The organism is Parasphingorhabdus sp., from assembly GCF_039968395.1.
GTDB lineage: Bacteria > Pseudomonadota > Alphaproteobacteria > Sphingomonadales > Sphingomonadaceae > Parasphingorhabdus.
Window position 1 is genome coordinate 455,832 of sequence record NZ_JBDVPV010000005.1, and the last position, 17,281, is coordinate 473,112.

The 17,281-nt window shown below is 51.5% G+C and carries 17 protein-coding genes and 1 tRNA gene; 2 read left to right on the forward strand and 16 right to left on the reverse strand.

The genetic code is table 11. The features are described 5' to 3' along the window. The 11 genes from mazG to ABJI30_RS12865 form a co-directional block, all read right to left on the reverse strand. Positions 1 to 744, reverse strand: coding sequence for a nucleoside triphosphate pyrophosphohydrolase (gene mazG, locus ABJI30_RS12815; RefSeq protein WP_348017083.1), 744 nt, complete (start codon positions 742 to 744; stop codon positions 1 to 3). Between the two features lie 23 nt (positions 745 to 767). After that, complete coding sequence (locus ABJI30_RS12820; protein ID WP_348017084.1) at positions 768 to 2,531, reverse strand: NAD(P)/FAD-dependent oxidoreductase; 1,764 nt, start codon at positions 2,529 to 2,531, stop codon at positions 768 to 770. A 143-nt stretch (positions 2,532 to 2,674) separates the two neighbouring features. Then, positions 2,675 to 3,286 carry a TIGR02281 family clan AA aspartic protease gene (locus tag ABJI30_RS12825; protein WP_348017085.1) on the reverse strand — a complete coding sequence of 204 codons (612 nt, stop codon included), beginning with the start codon at positions 3,284 to 3,286 and terminating at the stop codon, positions 2,675 to 2,677. 1 nt (position 3,287) lies between these two features. Then, complete coding sequence (locus tag ABJI30_RS12830) at positions 3,288 to 4,052, reverse strand: MBL fold metallo-hydrolase (protein WP_348017086.1); 765 nt, start codon at positions 4,050 to 4,052, stop codon at positions 3,288 to 3,290. Beyond that, positions 4,049 to 4,825, reverse strand: a complete 777-nt coding sequence (locus ABJI30_RS12835; protein WP_348017087.1) for a TatD family hydrolase — start codon at positions 4,823 to 4,825, stop codon at positions 4,049 to 4,051. The genes ABJI30_RS12830 and ABJI30_RS12835 overlap by 4 nt, the downstream gene beginning before the upstream one ends. A 3-nt stretch (positions 4,826 to 4,828) precedes the next feature. Continuing rightward, a complete protein-coding gene (gene metG / locus ABJI30_RS12840) occupies positions 4,829 to 6,403 on the reverse strand; it encodes a methionine--tRNA ligase (RefSeq protein WP_348017088.1) in 1,575 nt (524 codons plus the stop codon). Positions 6,404 to 6,451: 48 nt separating this feature from the next. Further along, positions 6,452 to 7,495 (reverse strand): AAA family ATPase, encoded by a 1,044-nt coding sequence (locus tag ABJI30_RS12845; RefSeq protein ID WP_348017089.1) that lies wholly within the window; start codon positions 7,493 to 7,495, stop codon positions 6,452 to 6,454. Positions 7,496 to 7,499: 4 nt separating this feature from the next. Then, a complete protein-coding gene (gene tmk, locus ABJI30_RS12850; protein ID WP_348017090.1) occupies positions 7,500 to 8,138 on the reverse strand; it encodes a dTMP kinase in 639 nt (212 codons plus the stop codon). Between the two features lie 8 nt (positions 8,139 to 8,146). After that, positions 8,147 to 9,307 (reverse strand): D-alanyl-D-alanine carboxypeptidase family protein, encoded by a 1,161-nt coding sequence (locus tag ABJI30_RS12855; protein ID WP_348017091.1) that lies wholly within the window; start codon positions 9,305 to 9,307, stop codon positions 8,147 to 8,149. A gap of 38 nt (positions 9,308 to 9,345) precedes the next feature. Further along, positions 9,346 to 10,404 carry a septal ring lytic transglycosylase RlpA family protein gene (locus ABJI30_RS12860; RefSeq protein WP_348017092.1) on the reverse strand — a complete coding sequence of 353 codons (1,059 nt, stop codon included), beginning with the start codon at positions 10,402 to 10,404 and terminating at the stop codon, positions 9,346 to 9,348. Next, on the reverse strand, positions 10,388 to 11,452 hold the full coding sequence (locus tag ABJI30_RS12865; RefSeq protein WP_348017093.1) for a lytic murein transglycosylase: 1,065 nt from the start codon (positions 11,450 to 11,452) through the stop codon (positions 10,388 to 10,390). The genes ABJI30_RS12860 and ABJI30_RS12865 overlap by 17 nt, the downstream gene beginning before the upstream one ends. Before the next feature lie 173 nt (positions 11,453 to 11,625). Here ABJI30_RS12865 and ABJI30_RS12870 point away from each other — a divergent pair. Next, positions 11,626 to 11,715 (forward strand) — tRNA-Ser (locus ABJI30_RS12870). 337 nt (positions 11,716 to 12,052) lie between these two features. After that, positions 12,053 to 12,649, forward strand: coding sequence for a hypothetical protein (locus tag ABJI30_RS12875; RefSeq protein WP_348017094.1), 597 nt, complete (start codon positions 12,053 to 12,055; stop codon positions 12,647 to 12,649). A gap of 1 nt (position 12,650) precedes the next feature. On the opposite strand, the gene ABJI30_RS12880 is transcribed toward ABJI30_RS12875, so the two are convergent. The 5 genes from ABJI30_RS12880 to ABJI30_RS12900 form a co-directional block, all read right to left on the reverse strand. Beyond that, positions 12,651 to 13,259, reverse strand: a complete 609-nt coding sequence (locus ABJI30_RS12880) for a hypothetical protein (RefSeq protein WP_348017095.1) — start codon at positions 13,257 to 13,259, stop codon at positions 12,651 to 12,653. A gap of 1,056 nt (positions 13,260 to 14,315) precedes the next feature. Then, positions 14,316 to 14,984, reverse strand: coding sequence for a hypothetical protein (locus ABJI30_RS12885; RefSeq protein ID WP_348017097.1), 669 nt, complete (start codon positions 14,982 to 14,984; stop codon positions 14,316 to 14,318). A 433-nt stretch (positions 14,985 to 15,417) separates the two neighbouring features. Continuing rightward, on the reverse strand, positions 15,418 to 16,398 hold the full coding sequence (locus tag ABJI30_RS12890; RefSeq protein WP_348017098.1) for a trypsin-like serine protease: 981 nt from the start codon (positions 16,396 to 16,398) through the stop codon (positions 15,418 to 15,420). A 221-nt stretch (positions 16,399 to 16,619) separates the two neighbouring features. Continuing rightward, positions 16,620 to 16,880, reverse strand: coding sequence for a hypothetical protein (locus ABJI30_RS12895; protein ID WP_348017099.1), 261 nt, complete (start codon positions 16,878 to 16,880; stop codon positions 16,620 to 16,622). Between the two features lie 143 nt (positions 16,881 to 17,023). Next, complete coding sequence (locus ABJI30_RS12900) at positions 17,024 to 17,251, reverse strand: hypothetical protein (protein WP_348017100.1); 228 nt, start codon at positions 17,249 to 17,251, stop codon at positions 17,024 to 17,026. Positions 17,252 to 17,281 lie beyond the last annotated feature (30 nt).

Genomic DNA, 17,281 nt, shown 5'->3' on the forward strand with positions numbered 1-17,281 from the left:
TCAATCATTGGCGAGCTTTGCTTTGGCGCGCTGCCATTCTTCTTCAAGCACATCAATCGACATATCTTTCATGTCTTTCTCAACAGCTGACTCGACCTGATTGAAACGCTTCGAGAATTTCCGCGTCGCACGGCTGAGCGCCTGTTCGGCATCCACGCCATAATGCCGGGCCAGGTTCACAGCCGAGAATAGCAAGTCACCGATTTCTTCTTCGATTTCGTCCGCTCCATTCGCTTGCTCCACTTCTTCCAGTTCTTCGAGAAGCTTGGCTTTCACAGGTGCGATATCGGGCCAGTCAAAACCGACGCGGGCCGCACGTTTCTGGATCTTTTGGGCGCGGAGTAATGCGGGCAGCGCCAGCGCGACGCCGTCCAGTGCGCTGGTTTCTCCGGCCTGAGCACGTTCACCAGCCTTTATCTGCTCCCATCCCGGTGAATTGTTTGCCGTTCCAAAAATATGTGGGTGCCGCCGCTGCATCTTGTCGCAAATCGATTCTACAACATCCTGAAACCCAAAATGGCCTTCATCCGTGGCAATCTGGCTGTGAAAAACGACTTGCAACAACAAATCGCCCAACTCATCTTTCAGTGCCGCCATGTCGTCACGTTCAATGGCATCCGCCACTTCATAGGCTTCTTCCACGGTATAGGGCGCAATTGTCGAGAATGTTTGCACTTTGTCCCAATCACATCCGTCTGATGGGTCCCGGAGTTGACGCATTATATCGAGCAGGGGGCTGATCATTTTTTTCTCCAAAGGAAAATCAGTCAATTGGAATCGTAAACGGCGAATTCGACATTTTCGTATCGTGCCTTGAGCTGCAAAGCCAGATAGTGAGAATAAAACCGTGATTGCTGCAGATTGCCGCCATGAAACCAGAGACCGTCCTGAGCAGTTGGTTTCCACATATTCCGCAATTCGCCTTCCCAGGGTCCAGGATCGCCCGCAGCGCCGGAACCATATCCCCAACAGGGGCCAATTTTCTCCGCAACAGACAGGGATATCAGCCGTTTTACCCATTCTTCCATCGATCCAAAACCGGTGGCAAAGACGATCATATCGGCGGGTAATTCTTCCCCGTCGCTTAACAGAACACCATTTTCGGTTAGCTGTTCGATTTCAACCTGAGAACGCAATCCGATTCTGCCATCTGCGACCATTTCTGAAGCCCCTACATCGATGTAATAGCCTGATGCAGTCCGCAGATATTTCATGAATAAACCAGTGCCATCTTCACCGAAATCCAGCTGAAATCCTGCATCTGCAAGTTTTTGATAGAATTCCGCATCGGATATCGCGATTTGCGCCCAGGCTTCTTTCTGGGCGTGTTCCGCCATTCGCAGGGGCAGGGAGGCGTTGAGAAAATCAGCTCTCTCGGTCGTCAGGCCCTGTTCAACGGCTTCTTCCGAATATAGTGCTCGTGCCATTTTGCTATTGGTTTCACCCTTCAGAACCAATGTTGAAGAACGCTGTATCATCACTGGTTTTGCACCGTTTTCGACCAGATCTGCACAAATATCATGTGCACTGTTATTGGCACCTATAACAACGACCTGCTGGCCTTGCCGGCCTTCACCGCTGGTATATTCACTGGAATGGACTTGATCTCCCTGAAATATATCCTTTCCCGTGAAATTGGGTTTGCGGGGAAATCCGGCGTTGCCAACAGCCATAACGACGTGTGCCGGGTGCAAATGGATCGCCTTTCCATCGCGTTCGACGATTACGTCCCATTCCCCGGAATTTTCATCATGTGCCGCTGAAACAAATTCGGTGCTGTTCCAGATATTCAATTCCATGATCATCGCGTAAGCTTCGAGAAAGTCGCCTAACTTGTCTTTGGGCGTGTAGATCGGCCAGTTATCGGGGAAGGGGACATAGGGCATGTGATCATACCATACCGGATCATGCAAGGTGAGGGAGTTGTACCGGGAACGCCACTCGTCACCTGACTTGGCATGTCGATCCACGATCAGTGTCGGAACACCCTGCACCTTCAGACGCGCACCAAGCGCCAAGCCACCTTGTCCGCCACCGACAATCAGCACATAGGGTTGGCTGTCGGTTCCCAGACTGTTTTGTTCAGCCTGTTTGCGATCGAGCCAGGTGCCTTCATCCAAATCATCGTAAAGTCCCGTTGGACGCTGTTTGCCGGTTTTTGTCTGGTGCTCCTCAAGGTCCTGAAGCGCCGTGAAAACTGTTAACGCTTTTCCAGATCCATCGAGCCGGACATAGCCTTTGCAAGATCCTTGTTGCGTTTTGAACAGCAACCATCCTTCGCAAGCGCCTGGTTCGGCTTCGACTGCAAAGTCATGGGGCAACGTCGAACGCAATGTCGATTCCAGCATGGCCGCAATACCGCCACGGTTTTCGAAAGTTTTGATTGTCCAGGTCAACGCCAGCACATCACGCCACGCACCATGTTCGGCGAACATCTCGCAGACATTTACGATGTTGCCGGATGCGAGAGAATCTGAAAATTGCTGAACCCAAAGGTTAACGTCAGTAGATGCTGCTTCAATATCTGCCACAGTTTTGTTCCCGGTTTGCGATCACATCAATCAAGGAAGCTGGATATTACATATCCGTCTGATCGCGGAAACAATCAATTAGGGGAGCATCGGAACCACAACATAATAAGGTTGATAATATATATTATGTTAAATAAAATATCTTACTGTTCTGTAGGGGGCTCCAGCACCATTTCCTGTCCCTCTACTCTCCAGCTTTGCATTGCTGACAGAAAGTTCATTCCCAGCACGTTGGTATCACCGAATTCCTCGGCGACGATGACCGGGAAATCAGTTGTGGCCATTAGGTCCAGATCCAGTGACTGAATGCGACCACGGCGCACCTCAACCTCGCCATTTGCAGTGGACACATAGGACGGAAATCCATCTTCATCAACTTCCACACCGGTTGCCCGCGCGGTTTTCAGGTTCATCGCGGTCGTTGTCGCGCCACTGTCGATCAGAAACAGCACCGGATTGCCGTTGACCGATGCATTGACCCAGAAATGACCGTCAGCGGATTGTTTGATCCGTAATGTGCTGCCAACGATGGTTTGCTGGCTGGTTCCGGTTAGTTCGCCGGCGACACGATACCAGACGCCCAGCAGTTCATCCTTGTACGTAAACGCAACAATGAACACCGCAAATATGGCAACCCATGCCAGTGCAGATCGTACCTTTTCGCCAAGGCCAATGCGTCTCGAAAACAGCGCGCTGCCTACCAATACCAAGGCACCGATTGCAAATATCAGGTTTATGTTCTGATCTTCTGTCACACTATATCTCTACTACACATCCATCATGGGCTGGTGCCACACCAGTTGGAAGAATAGCCGAAAGCCGTTTATAATCCATCGATTTATCCATATGGGTGAGCAAGCTGATGCCAGGTTCAACGCTTTGGATGAAATCCAGCGTCATTTCCAGATGGGCATGTGTGGGGTGCGGTGTTTCGCGCAACGCATCGACAATAAACAGATCGCAGCCACTGAAAAGCTGCCGCATTTCATCCGTGACTTCCCCGAAATCAGTCGCATAGCAGACGGATTTGCCATTTAGTTCAAAGCGAAGGCCAGCTGACGTTATGCTGCCATGAGGCATGTCCACGCATTGCACTGCAACATCACCGATCATCTGATCGATGTCGAGCAGTCGGGGTTCGCATATTGAGGGATAATATTTGTGGCCGTCAAATGCGTAGGAAAAGCGCTGCTTCAAACTTTCAAGAGTGTCTGATCTGGCATAGCCTGGAATAGCTTCTCTCGATCTTTGAAATATCTGACGTAAATCATCAATACCGTGGCAATGATCCGCATGATCATGAGTCCAGATAACCTGATCCACACTCTCAATTTCACAATTCAGAAGCTGAGTCCGCAAGTCGGGCGATGTGTCGACCAACAGGCGATTATTCTCGCTTTCCACGGCAATCGACACCCTGCTCCGCCGGTTTTTCGGCTCGTCCGGATCGCAATCACCCCAATCATTGCCGATGCGCGGAACTCCCGAAGACGTGCCGCAGCCTAAAATGGTCACTTTCACGGTTTGGCTTTACTGAACAAACGATAGAAATTGTCAGCAGTTACGGCGCAAAGCTCGTCATAGTCCTGCCCCCGAAGTTCCGCCAGAAATCGCGCGGTATCTGCAACAAACGCCGGTTCGCCGGTCTTGCCGCGATGCGGTACTGGCGCCAGAAACGGAGCATCTGTTTCCACCAGCAAACGATCCAGAGGCAGCCTGACTGCTGTCGCTTGCAGATCTTTGGCATTTTTGAAAGTTACAATTCCGGATATCGAAATAAACAACCCCAGTTCCAAAGCCTTATGGGCAAAAGCTTCGCTGGCCGTGAAGCAGTGAATAACGCCGCTATACGCACCCTGCTCCATTTCCTCTGCCATGATGCTGGCCGTATCTTCTTCGGCATCCCTGGTGTGCACGATAATCGGCAATCCTGTTTCCCGGGCGGCGTGAATATGTGTGCGAAAGCTTTGTTTTTGGCGTTCCCGGTCGCTGTGATCATAATAATAATCCAGCCCCGTTTCACCGATCGCAATCACCCGTTCATGCCGGGATTCTTTCACCAGCTTGGCAAGATCAATATCGGGATGCGCATCGGCCTCGTGCGGATGAATGCCGATGCTGGACCAGACGTCGATTTCCCGTTCGGCGGTTGCGACAATATCGCGCCATTCGCTTTCGCGGGTAGAGATATTGAGCATGGCCGTTACGCCGCTGGCCCGGGCGCGGTCCAGAACCGCTCCCTGCTCCTCGATCAGGCCTTTATAATTCAGGTGACAATGGCTGTCGACGAGCATGACCTATGCTTCCCCTTCCCCGGCAGGCATTTCCAATCGCGGGAATATCGGGCTTGGGGGTGGAATTTCAAGGCCGGATTCGATCATGTTCTGGAGAGCACTGAAATCGCGCAATTCTGCTGGTTGATTAAGCAAATCCAGCATTTTGTCGCAGCTTTCCGGGATCACCCAGCGCAGCATGATCGCCAGTCTGCGAATGGCGTCTGCCGTATAATATAGCACCGTATCCGCGCGGGCCGGATCAGTTTTGCGCAGCGCCCAGGGCGCCTGATCCGCAAAATACTGATTGGTTGCACTCAATCGATCGCGGAGCAGGTCAATCGCTGCATGAATTGGAAAGTCACCGGAATTCATAAGTGTTTCGATTGATGCGAAGCAATCTTCAAGAGTTGCCATAAGCTGTTCTTCAGAATCGGTTTTTTCTCCCGCTGCCGGGATTTTTCCGTCGCAATTTTTGGCAATCATTGACAGGCTGCGTTGTGCGAGATTTCCGAAGTTATTGGCAAGATCCGCATTGGTTTTCGTGACGATCATTTCCGCGGAGTAGCTGCCATCTTTGCCGAAAACGACTTCGGACAAGAGGAAATAGCGCAACTGATCGACGCCGAAAATATCGGCCAGAGACAATGGATCAACGACATTACCAACCGATTTTGACATTTTCTGACCGCGGTTCAGCAGGAATCCGTGACCGAAAACCTGCTTCGGCAATGGTAATTTGGCGCTCATCAGAAAGGCCGGCCAGTAAATGCTGTGAAACCGGACAATATCCTTGCCGATAATATGGGCGATATCTCCGCCTTCGCTCCAGTATTTAGGAAAATTTTCGGTCGTTTCAGGATAGCCCAACCCGGTTAGATAGTTGGTCAGGGCATCGACCCAGACATACATCACGTGCTTGTCCGCGCCCGGCACTTTGACGCCCCAGTCAAAGCTGGTGCGTGATATGGACAGATCTTTCAGTCCGCCTTCGACGAATTTGATCATCTCGTTGCGGCGGCTGTCGGGTTTCAGAAATTCCGGGTTTTCCGAGAATAACCGCAGGAGCGGCTCCTGATATTTTGACAAGCGGAAGAACCAGCTTTCCTCTACCGTCCATTCGACCGGTGTGCCCTGGGGAGACAGTTTTTCAGCGGTACCCCCCTCTCCTTCAGCGGTGATCAGTTCACTTTCATCATAATAGGCCTCGTCGCGTACCGAGTACCAGCCTTCGTATTTGTCGAGATAGAGATCATCATTGGCTTCCATTGCCTGCCAGATTGCAGCACTGGCCTTGTGGTGATCTGCTTCCGTGGTGCGAATGAAACGATCATGCGAAATATTCAATTTTTCGGTCATCACGATGAAAAAATTGGCCATTTCATCGGCCAGTTCACCAGGAGATACGCCTTGGGCAGCGGCTGCCTGCGCCATTTTCAGACCATGTTCGTCGGTTCCGGTCTGAAACCGGACGTCGCGGCCCATCATGCGCTGAAAACGGGCAATTGCGTCTGTTGCAATCGCTTCATAGGCGTGGCCGATATGTGGCGGGCCATTGGGGTAACTGATTGCAGTCGTAATATAATATGGCTTGGACATGGATGGCTTTCTTGAATCCGGGCGCGAACGGCGATTTAGGGAACCTCTTTATGCTTGCTGCTGATGTAGGGCAAGCGATCCCATGAGGCTACCGAGCTGAAAGACCACGGCTTGATTGTCCAGCGCTTTCGGAACGGCCATGGCGGCGAGATCACTGGCCTTGCGCCATATCTCGATAGAACGGATATTCTTCGGTCCTTGCCGGTTTTTAACTTCATTTGCGATCAGACTGGGCACCCTGTCCAGAAAGGCATGATAGCGCGGCGTAGCTGCTTTGAGCGACAGTTTGCGGGCCAGACCATTTTTGATTTTGTTGTCGCGATCACCTGTCCGCATGATTTCCTGCGCGTCCTGTTCGAGTTCCGCCAGTCCTGCACTGACATATTGCAAGGCCCGTCCGGGAGACCCCTCGCCTGCCCGCACAAGTGCTTCCAGATCCGCTTCACCCAGCTTTGGATCAAAATTTGACAGTATCTGTCGCATCTCATCATCGTTCAGCGGATCAAATCGCAGAATCTGGCAACGTGACCTGATGGTTGGCAGCAGCCGCTCCGGTGCATGGCTGACCAGTAGAAAGATCGTGTTTTCAGGCGGTTCCTCGAGATTTTTCAGTAGCGCATTTGCGCCACCGCGTTCGAGATCATCAATCGCATCGATAATAACCAGACGAAAGGTCGAGATCGAAGACTGGGTATTGAACAGTGATTGCAGGCTGCGCACTTGTGCGATGCTGATATTGCGCTTCAGTTCATGCTCGTCCAGAGATTCCACCCCATTTTCCCGCGCTTTTTTCTCTTCTTTGTCCGATTTGCCGCCGCGTTGGAGCATGCGAAAATCAGGATGGGAGCGTGCAGCGAGCAGTTTTGCCGCCTGGCTCGACGGGTCGACTTCCAGATCAGGGCGAGTCAGTGGTGAGAGAGGGTCCGATTCAAGAAGATATTGCGCTGCCCGTTTGGCGAAACTGGCTTTCCCCAAACCCTTGGGGCCCGCCAAAACCCAAGCATGATGCAACGTTCCTCTGGCGCAGGATTGGGTAAATATCTGACTGGCTTGTTTATGTCCCAGCAGCATTGATGAGTGAGATGACGTCATGGCGTCAGCTTAGCCATTCAGACAGGTTTTGCATCAGTTTTGATGTAATTTCCTCTACCGACGAGGATGCGTCCACCAAGTGAACGCGCTCCGGTTCGTTAGTCGCGTAGCTGCGGAAACTGGCCATGACCTTCTGGTGATATTCGCTGTCGCGTCCGCCAATCCGGTCGCTGTCCCCGCGATCACGGGCGTTGGCGCGCTGAGCCGCGATTTTCTCCGGAATATCCAGTATGAAGGTGCGATCCGGCATGAGGCCGCCGCTACCGACCTGATGCAGGGACATGATCTGTACGTCATCAAGTTCGCCGCTTACACTCTGATAAGCTCGGCTGCTGTCAATGAAACGATCGCTGATAACCCATTCACCCCGTTCCAGTGCTGGCTTGATCAGTGATTGACAATGCTCGGACCGGGCCGCGGCAAACAGGAGTGCTTCGGTACGCATGTTCCATTTTTCATCATTCCCGGTGAGCAGCAGTTCGCGGATGGTTTCTGCGCCGGGAGTTCCGCCGGGTTCGCGCGTCAAATGGACTTTGAGCCCTTTTGTTTCCAGCAAACGCGAGAGTGCTTTGGCTTGTGTGGACTTGCCAGTCCCCTCCCCGCCCTCGAGGCTGATGAAACGGCCAGGCAGAATATCAGACATGATATGCCTCAGGCCAGTCCGAGCAGGGATTTCAATCCCGCCCAGACCCTGTCAAAAAAACCGGCTTCTTCTACCGCTTCTTCAGCGACCAAAGGCATGGATTGCGGGCTTGCACCATCGAAGCTGACGACCAAAGTCGCAATCTCCTGTCCAGCGGCAATTGGTGCCTTGATCGGACCGTTATATCTGACTTTCATGGTAAGCGACGCATCAGATCCCTTTGGCAAGGTCGCAAAAAGGTCTTTCGGTGCGATCAGGTTCACAGAACTGGCATCTCCCAACTGGACATCCGCAGATTGTACTTTGGCGCCTTTCTCAAACAGGGCCTTGGGTTCCCACGCGTTAAACCCCCAGTTCATGAATTTGACGGATTCTGATACCCGTCCGCCATAGCTGTTCAGTCCGGCCAGTACGGATACGATCCGCCGGCCTTTTTGCTGGGCAGATCCGGTGAATCCATAGCCAGCTTCTTCCGTATGACCGGTTTTCAGCCCATCTGCGCCAGCGATTTTTCCAAGCAACGGGTTGCGATTGGGCTGGGTGATCGGATCGCCACTATTTGTTTTGCCCCATGTAAACTCGGTGAGTCCGAAAAAATCGGTGTAAAGCTCTGGAAAATCGTTGGAAAGTCGCGCACCCAAAATCCCGAGATCTCGTGCGGTAACCAGGGTCTTTCCTTCGTCTGGCCAGCCGGTGCTATTGCCGAAACGGCTGTTCTTCATGCCGATTTTGGCCGCTGTTTTGGTCATCATCTCGGCGAAATTTTCTTCAGTGCCGCCAATCGCTTCCGCCAGCACTACGCTGGCATCGTTGCCGGACAGCGTGATAACCCCGTGGAGCAGGTCTTTGATGGTCGGTTTGTCATTCGCCGCCAGGAACATGGTTGATCCCTGCCCTTGCCATTTTTGCCAGGTTGCGCGCTGGATGGTGATTTCCTGATCCAGCGCGATTTTACCGTTTTTCAGCTGATCAAACGCAACATAGACCGTCATCATCTTGGCCATCGATGCCGGCGGGATTTGTCGGTCCGCATCTTTTTCGAACAATACGGCGCCGGATGACAGGTCGGTCATGTAGGCAATGGGAGCTTCAGTCTCATATTTCGGAGCGGCCAACAGCGTCGAATGCGTCAGGGCAAGGGGCAAAACGGCCCAGTAGATTTTGTTCATTATGTTTCCGGTTTCAGATCAAAATTATAATTTGCCGCCTATCGGCCTGCGCGAAGTATCCGCGCGTTGCCATAGCCGCGTTGTCGTGCCTGGGCCAGACCGGCGCCGGCATCACGTTCGTTTGCATATGGTCCGTAGCGTACGCGCCAGATATTACCTGCTGGGCTGCGCATGACCTTGGCACCAATTTTTCGGGCAAGCGCGTCTGCGCGACTTTTGCTGCTGAAAGCGGCAACTTGAACGACGAAACCGCCGGACGAGCTTACAGCAGGCCTGGTCGAAGCGCCGCTACGTGCCGGGTTCCGTGTGGGACGGCCCGATTCTTCGACGATAAACCTGCCGTTTCTGGCACCGGCCGCGGGTGTCGCGCTTCCGGATGGCGGAACGTAGGAGGCCCCGACACCGGTTGTGTTCACTGCTGGCTGTGCAGCGCGAGGAGCAGGCGCGGCCACGCGTCTTGCCGGTGCTGCTGGTTGCGGAAGTTTTCGAAGATTTTTGCGTAATATTGCCAATAATGAGTCCGGGGTCGCAATCCTTTCGGTCGCTGGCGCGCCGCTGCGCAGAACCGCGCGTTCCTGCTCATTTGGGTTGACCTTGCGAACCCGCACACCGGCAATGCCCTGCGCATCTATGCCCAATTGTTTCGCCGCGCCATGCGACAGGTCGATCAGACGATCGTTTGCAAATGGTCCGCGATCATTGATCCGGACCAATATCGTGCGCCCGGTGTCAAGTGCGGTGACTTCGACATAGGTGGGCAAAGGCAGTGTTTTGTGAGCAGCTGAAACTCCGTCCGGATTGAAGCGCTCGCCATTGGCAGTCGGATTGCCTGCCAGTTCGTCACCATACCAGCTGGCATAACCGACCTCGTCATAGCTAGCGACATCTTCGGGCGTGTAGGTTTTGCCGGCAATCTTGTAAGGCTCGCCTAACTTGGACGGATAGTCTGAAACCGCTCCGGCATAACTACCTGCAGACCCTTTTGGAGCGGGCGCATATCCGCCTTCTACATTGTCATTCACGCCGTCGATCGAACCGCAGCCCGCGAGTGCAGCGATCAGCGCACTTGCGCCGATAAGTCTAACTTTGGATAGCATCTGCCAGTAACCCCACTGATAATCCGTAAAAATTCGAACAGTTATAATCCAGTATCACCCGGTAATTTCCCGTCAGCAAATAGGCGGTTCTCCCCTGCCCGTCCGGTTCCAGCAATGTCGCGAGAGTGTTGTTGGGCAAGGTGCGTCCGGACGCCGGGCTTATTCCAAGCGCGCGCCATTCCGCCATTGTTTTCCACTGACTGTGACGCTCATGTACCCGCGGACATCGCGGTGCGGTTGTCCGGTTGCGAATGGCTACACGGTTCAAAGATGCCGGAATGCGAACCGCGATCCCCCATGGTTCACCGCGGCGCCAGCCTGAATTGACAAAATAATTGGCGATTGATGCCACGGCATCGGCTTCGCTCTTCCAGATATCGGCATAGCCGTCCCCATTTCCGTCTTTCGCCAGCCGGAGATATACGGACGGCAGAAACTGGGGTTTACCCATGGCTCCGGCCCAGCTGCCTTTCAATGCAGATTGCGGAACGCCGCCGTCAATGATTTTGAGAACAGCAATAAGTTCCGCTTCGAAAAGCGCACGGCGCCTTCCCTCATAAGCCAATGTTGCCAGAGACCGCGGAATGTCAAAATTGCCGGTATAGGAACCATAGTTGGTTTCCTTGCCATAGATCGACATGATGATATGTCCGGGAACGCCCGTTTCCCGTTCGACATCAACCAGATTGGTGACCAGCCGTTGATAGGCTTTTTTGCCATTGGCAATGCGCTGCGACGTTATATGCCGGCGCTGATAAGGAGCAAAAGGCGGAATGGCACTATTGGGCCGGCCGCCAGGTTGAGACTGGTCCAGCGAAATAACCCTGGGATTATAGGTCAGGCCCGATAACACCCGATTCACCGTTTGCCGACTGACCCCGTCGCGCACGGCCTTGTTCCCGACCTGTGTGAGATAGCCCCGGAAACCCGAGTTCTGGGTTGCCACCGAAGGCGCGCCGGTCTGTGCCAGCGCTGTGGGGCCGTGAGTTGAAGTGGGTAAATTTAATAGAGCAAGTGCACTGCCGGCAATTGCCAAGGATAAACGCATGTACAAAATCCCTTCCGGCAACGTTCTTGCACAAACTGAGTCGCAGGGGAATCCCTAATTATCGCACTCCAGCAACTATTCGACCGATATGTGTGAAATCGTCTGTTGCTGCCGTAAGTGATAAAAACTTTGCTCTTTCAAATAGAGGCCGCTAGGAGGCGTTCGATCAATGCGGACAGGTGGCAGAGTGGTCGAATGCACCGGTCTTGAAAACCGGCGTGGGTGCAAGCTCACCGTGGGTTCGAATCCCACCCTGTCCGCCAATATTGCCTAGCAATATACTGATATTGAACAATATTTATGAAAAGAATAAAATTTGTTCCCACAGTTATTACATATTTTTGACTAGTTTTTAGGGGAATAACTCAGTCCAATTTGAAAAGAAGGAAGATTTGAAGGGAGCCGCTCTGAGTTTTCCCTGCATTTCACGAATCTTAGTTTTAGAGATGCGGCGTCACGGGCATAGCGGTGGCATGGTTTGAGTGGCTAATGGATCAGTCTTGAGTTTTATTTGCTCAAACCTCACCATTGCGCTCGGCATTGGGTTCCCAAATTGCATAAATTGGTTAGAACAGGTAAACGAATGTGAGGAGAGGGCGCATGAGAACTGAGTTTACTGGCAAAGAGCTCGAGAAAAGCTTGAATGAGGGTGTTTTTTCGAATGACGCGAGTCAATCCATAGTTGCAATGGTCGCGCCATCCGGAAGGGCGAAATACATAAAATTATCGCTGTCAAATTGCAAATCGTGGGTCGAAACCCCCACTGCAATAATAAAGCAAGCTAAGATGATTCGCCGACAATCATGCGGTGACCACAACCACCCCATCATGGAAATAGAATTAGAAAAGCCCTCGGATGATATAGGTAAAACTGTAGTAGAGCTGCTGCGATCACTATCGATGAGAATGCCCGAAGCCGAACAAAAGATTCCAAATGAACAAAGCGACGATCTTCCGCCGCCCATTGCAGCAGCATTGTCGCCTGGATTGCATTCGTCCAGCCCATTTGACTCTTTTGGTCCGGGCGGAGGCGGTGTCAATATTGGTGATGGAATGCGTTGCTGGCAAGAGCAGAGAACTACAACGTGTTATACCGGAAACTGGTGGGACTATTTTCGACTACCCTATCCGTGTACGCAAACTCGCGTTTGTTGCCAAGGATTTATGGGGCTGACATTCTGTCATCCATGGAGATAGCTCAGGTTCCTCCTTCGCATATCTCATCTAAAGCTTTTTCAAATTTATCTTCAAAGCCGGCATCCAACACGTAGCTGATATATTGTTCTGGAATGTGCCCAAGGTCGGCTAGCATTTGAGGTGCGAGCGAGTCTGAAGACTGCAAATGTTGACGTAAATGGAGTCGATACGCTTTGGGAACCGCGCATGCCAACGCCAAGGTGAAGCCATTTCTGTCGGCAACGACGTTCGCCGGAGTTTCATCGTCGTTTGGTTGGTCGATTGCTCCCATGTCCAGCATGTCGCCAAGTTGTTGTTCATTGGTGGTAAGTGCCTGGTCACCGTCGAGTGCCTGAAGCATTTCCTTAGTCCACGTTATATTTTGCCATCCCATCGATTGATTGCCAGCAATAATACACCAGAAAATGTGCGGATCTTGTGCGGAATGAGCCCTAGTTGGAGGAATGCGAACCATATAACCCCTAATGTGCTCGGGATCCAATTCGAGGTCCACTTTGTACAAGCTCATCCAAGCGAATTGATGTCGGATTTTGTGGGATATTTCGTTAGGCCAAAGAGGTTTGTTTTCGTCTTGCAATTGCAAGATAAAGTCAGCTTTTATCTGAGACATATCGATACCAAACCGTTTGACCGGGTTAGTATATCACAATTAACCCCTTGAAATATATGGGTATTAACTGTTGTTGACGTCCAAAAGCTCACCATCTCTGGTAATCCCAACCCTCGCCATCGATTCTAATAGCTCTTTTGCCATCGATTCACGATTCGTGTCAGGGTGGAAACCGCCCAGAGTTTTGAAATCAGCAGCTTTAACGGTCCCGCCGAATAGCGTCTCGTTTAGCTTTTCAAAGTACTTCTCTGTAGACATTTTCGTTTTAATCCCGGTACTTGCCAGTGATTTGCACATGGCACCATGTACACCGAAATACGCATCAAAACGTTAACGCCCGCTTAAAGCAGTCTCAACGTTACTAACGAAATACCCCGATGACTTGACCCCTGTAGCACCAACCTAACCCACACACCATACGGAAAATCACCCAATTTTACGCAAAATCAGCGTTTTTTGACTCTTATTGACATCATTCTCGACGAACCGACGATATTTTACTTCCAATTCCATCTTTGACGAAACACCGACGACGGAACGAACAGTCCGACGTTGCGCCGTCTGGACCAACTCTCTCCGGCCCCCGGCTATCACCTATGTTCGATCCAATACTTCGGCCACTTCGCAGCATTTCCGTTTTTAACCATCACAGGACAAATCGACCGATTTTTGAGAATGCACCAAGGTGCGCTTGCCGTCAGCACCACCAACGGAAACACAGCACAGCTTTGCCCCTCGAACTAGCGCATGACCGTGCCCTCTCCTGCCAATCTGTTTGCCAACGAGTTGTACAGTTTATCTCCAGCCTGCTTTGCGCTGGCCTTCGGGCACGGATGGCCGGGAGAGTACGTTCCATCCATTTCACGCACAGCTATGCTAGACAGACGGACCCTTGGGCCTTTTCTGTGCACCAAATTGGCCCATCGTCATCCCACACTCTCTTTGGTGTGCAAGCAAATGTCTGGCCAGCGGTTACCCTGCATTGCTTTGGGATGGATCGGCTTGACCAACGGGCAATTGAGCTGAGATGCGCCCTAGCGCCCGGCCTATTTGTGACTATTCTTCAGAATCAGGGGCCATTTCAACAGGTAAGGCTGCGTCAGCTGGAATCGGCATAGGCGGTGCAGGAGCAGATATTTGCATTGGAACAGGTGTGCTCTGCGCTATAGCAAGCTCAACGTCCTCGTCGATAAACCCCTTTACAGGGCCGCCCATTGGCAAGACTGCACTCGTTCCCGTTGTGAAGAAGCCCGCAATAGGTATCACTGCGATAGCCCCAACAACGGCTGCTGTTCCCGTGACGCCCTTGTCGTCAAAAGTTCCAGTAAGACGAATTTGCCGTCCATTCACGCGAGCATAGAGAAGTTTGGCTTCCAATTTTCCAGACTTACCCCACATGCCTTTATTTCGAACGCTTACAAGCTCTCCCCAGGCAGGGGTGCCGGCCGGAATAACCACCACACCATTCACCTCTATAGGTGCGGAAACTTCGAGTTGGAAACGCTGGCCGACCTTAGCGGCCTTTTTCTTTGTCGTGATTTCCTCAGCCATGGTTAGCGAAATTGGCGTTCCTGCACGGAGTACAGCATTTGCTGTTACCGGTTGCGGTATTGGTAAAGGCTGAGAATCGGACGGCGCAGTAGGTACTGTAGTCGTTGTTTCTTGCGCGTACACACTTGTAGCTACCAGCGCCACACTGGCAGCAACCATTATTGGTCGTTTCATAAAACCCCCTCTTCTAAAGCCCAACCTTCCCACAGACCAGGCATGAAGAAACAATCCCCTCGCTTTCACTAGCAGAAGCACTGTGACAGAGTCGATGAGTATTACACCCAAAGCGGATTGATAATTTCGGCCAATTCTAAACGATACGCTACTTCTGCTGCGCCCCAAATATGAACATTGGGGTTAAGTAATATTGCTGCGATCTTTCCTTTTCCCGAGTTGGAACAATACTGGTTCGCAAACTATTCCCATTCAGGCGCCGGCAGAGAAATGCTACATCTTCCAGCGCATCGAGCATCATCAAAGGCCATCGGTTTCGGACAGTCAAAAGGATGTTCTACGAATCAGAACGTTCCCGACGATCCAATGAAATCGGAAAGATCAGATTGGGCAAAGGGCGTTTAGATAGTTCAGCGTTCCAAAGTCAAAACGGTCAAGTAGGATCAATGACCGTATCATTGATTACTGCTTGGATGAAATTGCCATGCGAGGCCTTAAAGTCTGGGCCATACATGATGTTCTTTTTGTTTGATCTGATGAAAGAGTTAACGCTGCCAATGAGCGGCGCGTAGAGTCTGGCTCCGCGAAGTCCCGGTAAAAGAACCTTGCCGATACGAGAGCTCGGCGCACTGTTATTGGATATCCAAGGCCCCCCGCTAGCTCCACCCGTCAGATCAGCGCGGCTCCATGCCACAAACCCATTTCTGAAATATAGATTTCTCGGATATTGAAAAGCGCGTTTGCTTTTTGGACCTCCGTCCACAATCATATCAACGCAGTTATTACATGTGGGCAAGCTTGCTGGATAGCCTACCGCCGTCCAACCGTGGTGGTTTTTGGCCTTTTCATATGGAGAATTGATTACAACACCGTGGAACCCATCGGTTGCGATCGGCTCATCCAAGTAAATCATGGCAAGATCAAAACTCAATTCACTCTTCTGAACCCATTTTGGCATCACGTAGATTCGGCTCGCATCAATCGCTTGGCGATTAAATGGATAGTTAGCGGTGAAGTCCACAGATACCGCTGCGCCGCCATCCTCTGATGAAAAGACTACATGCCCGGCAGTCAATACGATTCTTGGAGTTATAAGACACCCTGAGCCTCGGTAGTAACGACCGTTTCGAGCCTTCATTAGAACGTAGCCGTTGTTTGAGTACCAATATCTTCCCTGTCCAATAGGGGGCAGGCTGTTGTTGGTTACGGTGGTGTATTTTCCGTTGAACTGGCTCTGTTCGGGACGATACTGCCCGTTTTCATAACTGCTTTGTCCAATCGGGTCATGGATTGATTCATCTACAATTCTCAACTCATCTTTGGTCCGAATTATCCGTGCAGGTTTAACAGTTGCTCTGTCTGGGGATTGGCCGTTTCGCGGACCAAGATCATACCGAACGAACCGATTTGACATCCAAAACTCCTTTAACCAAACTTAAAAGCGCAGATTGCGCTTCACAAGATTTCAACATTTAGCCGGATTTTCATTCAAGCCTAGTCGAAGTACATCCAAGCCAACAGTAGATTTTTTGGATAAGCCCCCGCCACAATCGATAAAACCTACAAAACCTCAAGAAACGGCAGTTTTGCGTTAAAGGATCGCGGAAACGCCCCGTGTTGTTAGCACCAATAGTTTTAGTTTAACCGCGCACCTGCAGGAATGGGCGGCAGGTCATCCGGATCGTTCAACACAGCGTCCGGAGGTATTGCAAATAAACCGCCGCCCATCGCGCCCTTCGCTTCTTTGCGACTTTTCCGAATAATATCTTTGATGGCATCGTTTTTTTCTTCATCTGTCAAATCCCAATATGGGGCCGAATCCATCAAGTTGCTGATCCGCTCTTTTGCCAACGTACCAGCCCCTTCCTGAAATTCACCATATTCATGGCCCATCATATCTTTTTGATGTGGTGGACCAGAGCTAACACCGACCCGGATTAGTTCATTTGTGACCGCATCGTTTTGCCTAGTCGATTGCCAGATCGGCGAAATAAAGTCCGGACCTACGCTGCGGCCGAAGGATATCGAAGCCGAGGAGTTTAGGGTTCATCCAAAAACGCCGGAATATCGTTCCCTTGTTGAGTAATGGGAAAAAGAGAAAGCTTAGTCTGGAGCCATCCGAACAAACCGCCCGCTGCGTTAAATCGTGGCGGAGTTTTCCTTCCCAACGCCAAAGGTGACAAATCTTTCACAATGACTGTTTCAACCGGTCGTTGGCCTTCTTCCGCTTTATCACTTGCATAAACGGGCTTCGTGCTGGCACCCATGAGTTAGACCCGGCCCAGAGGGTTCGTTCT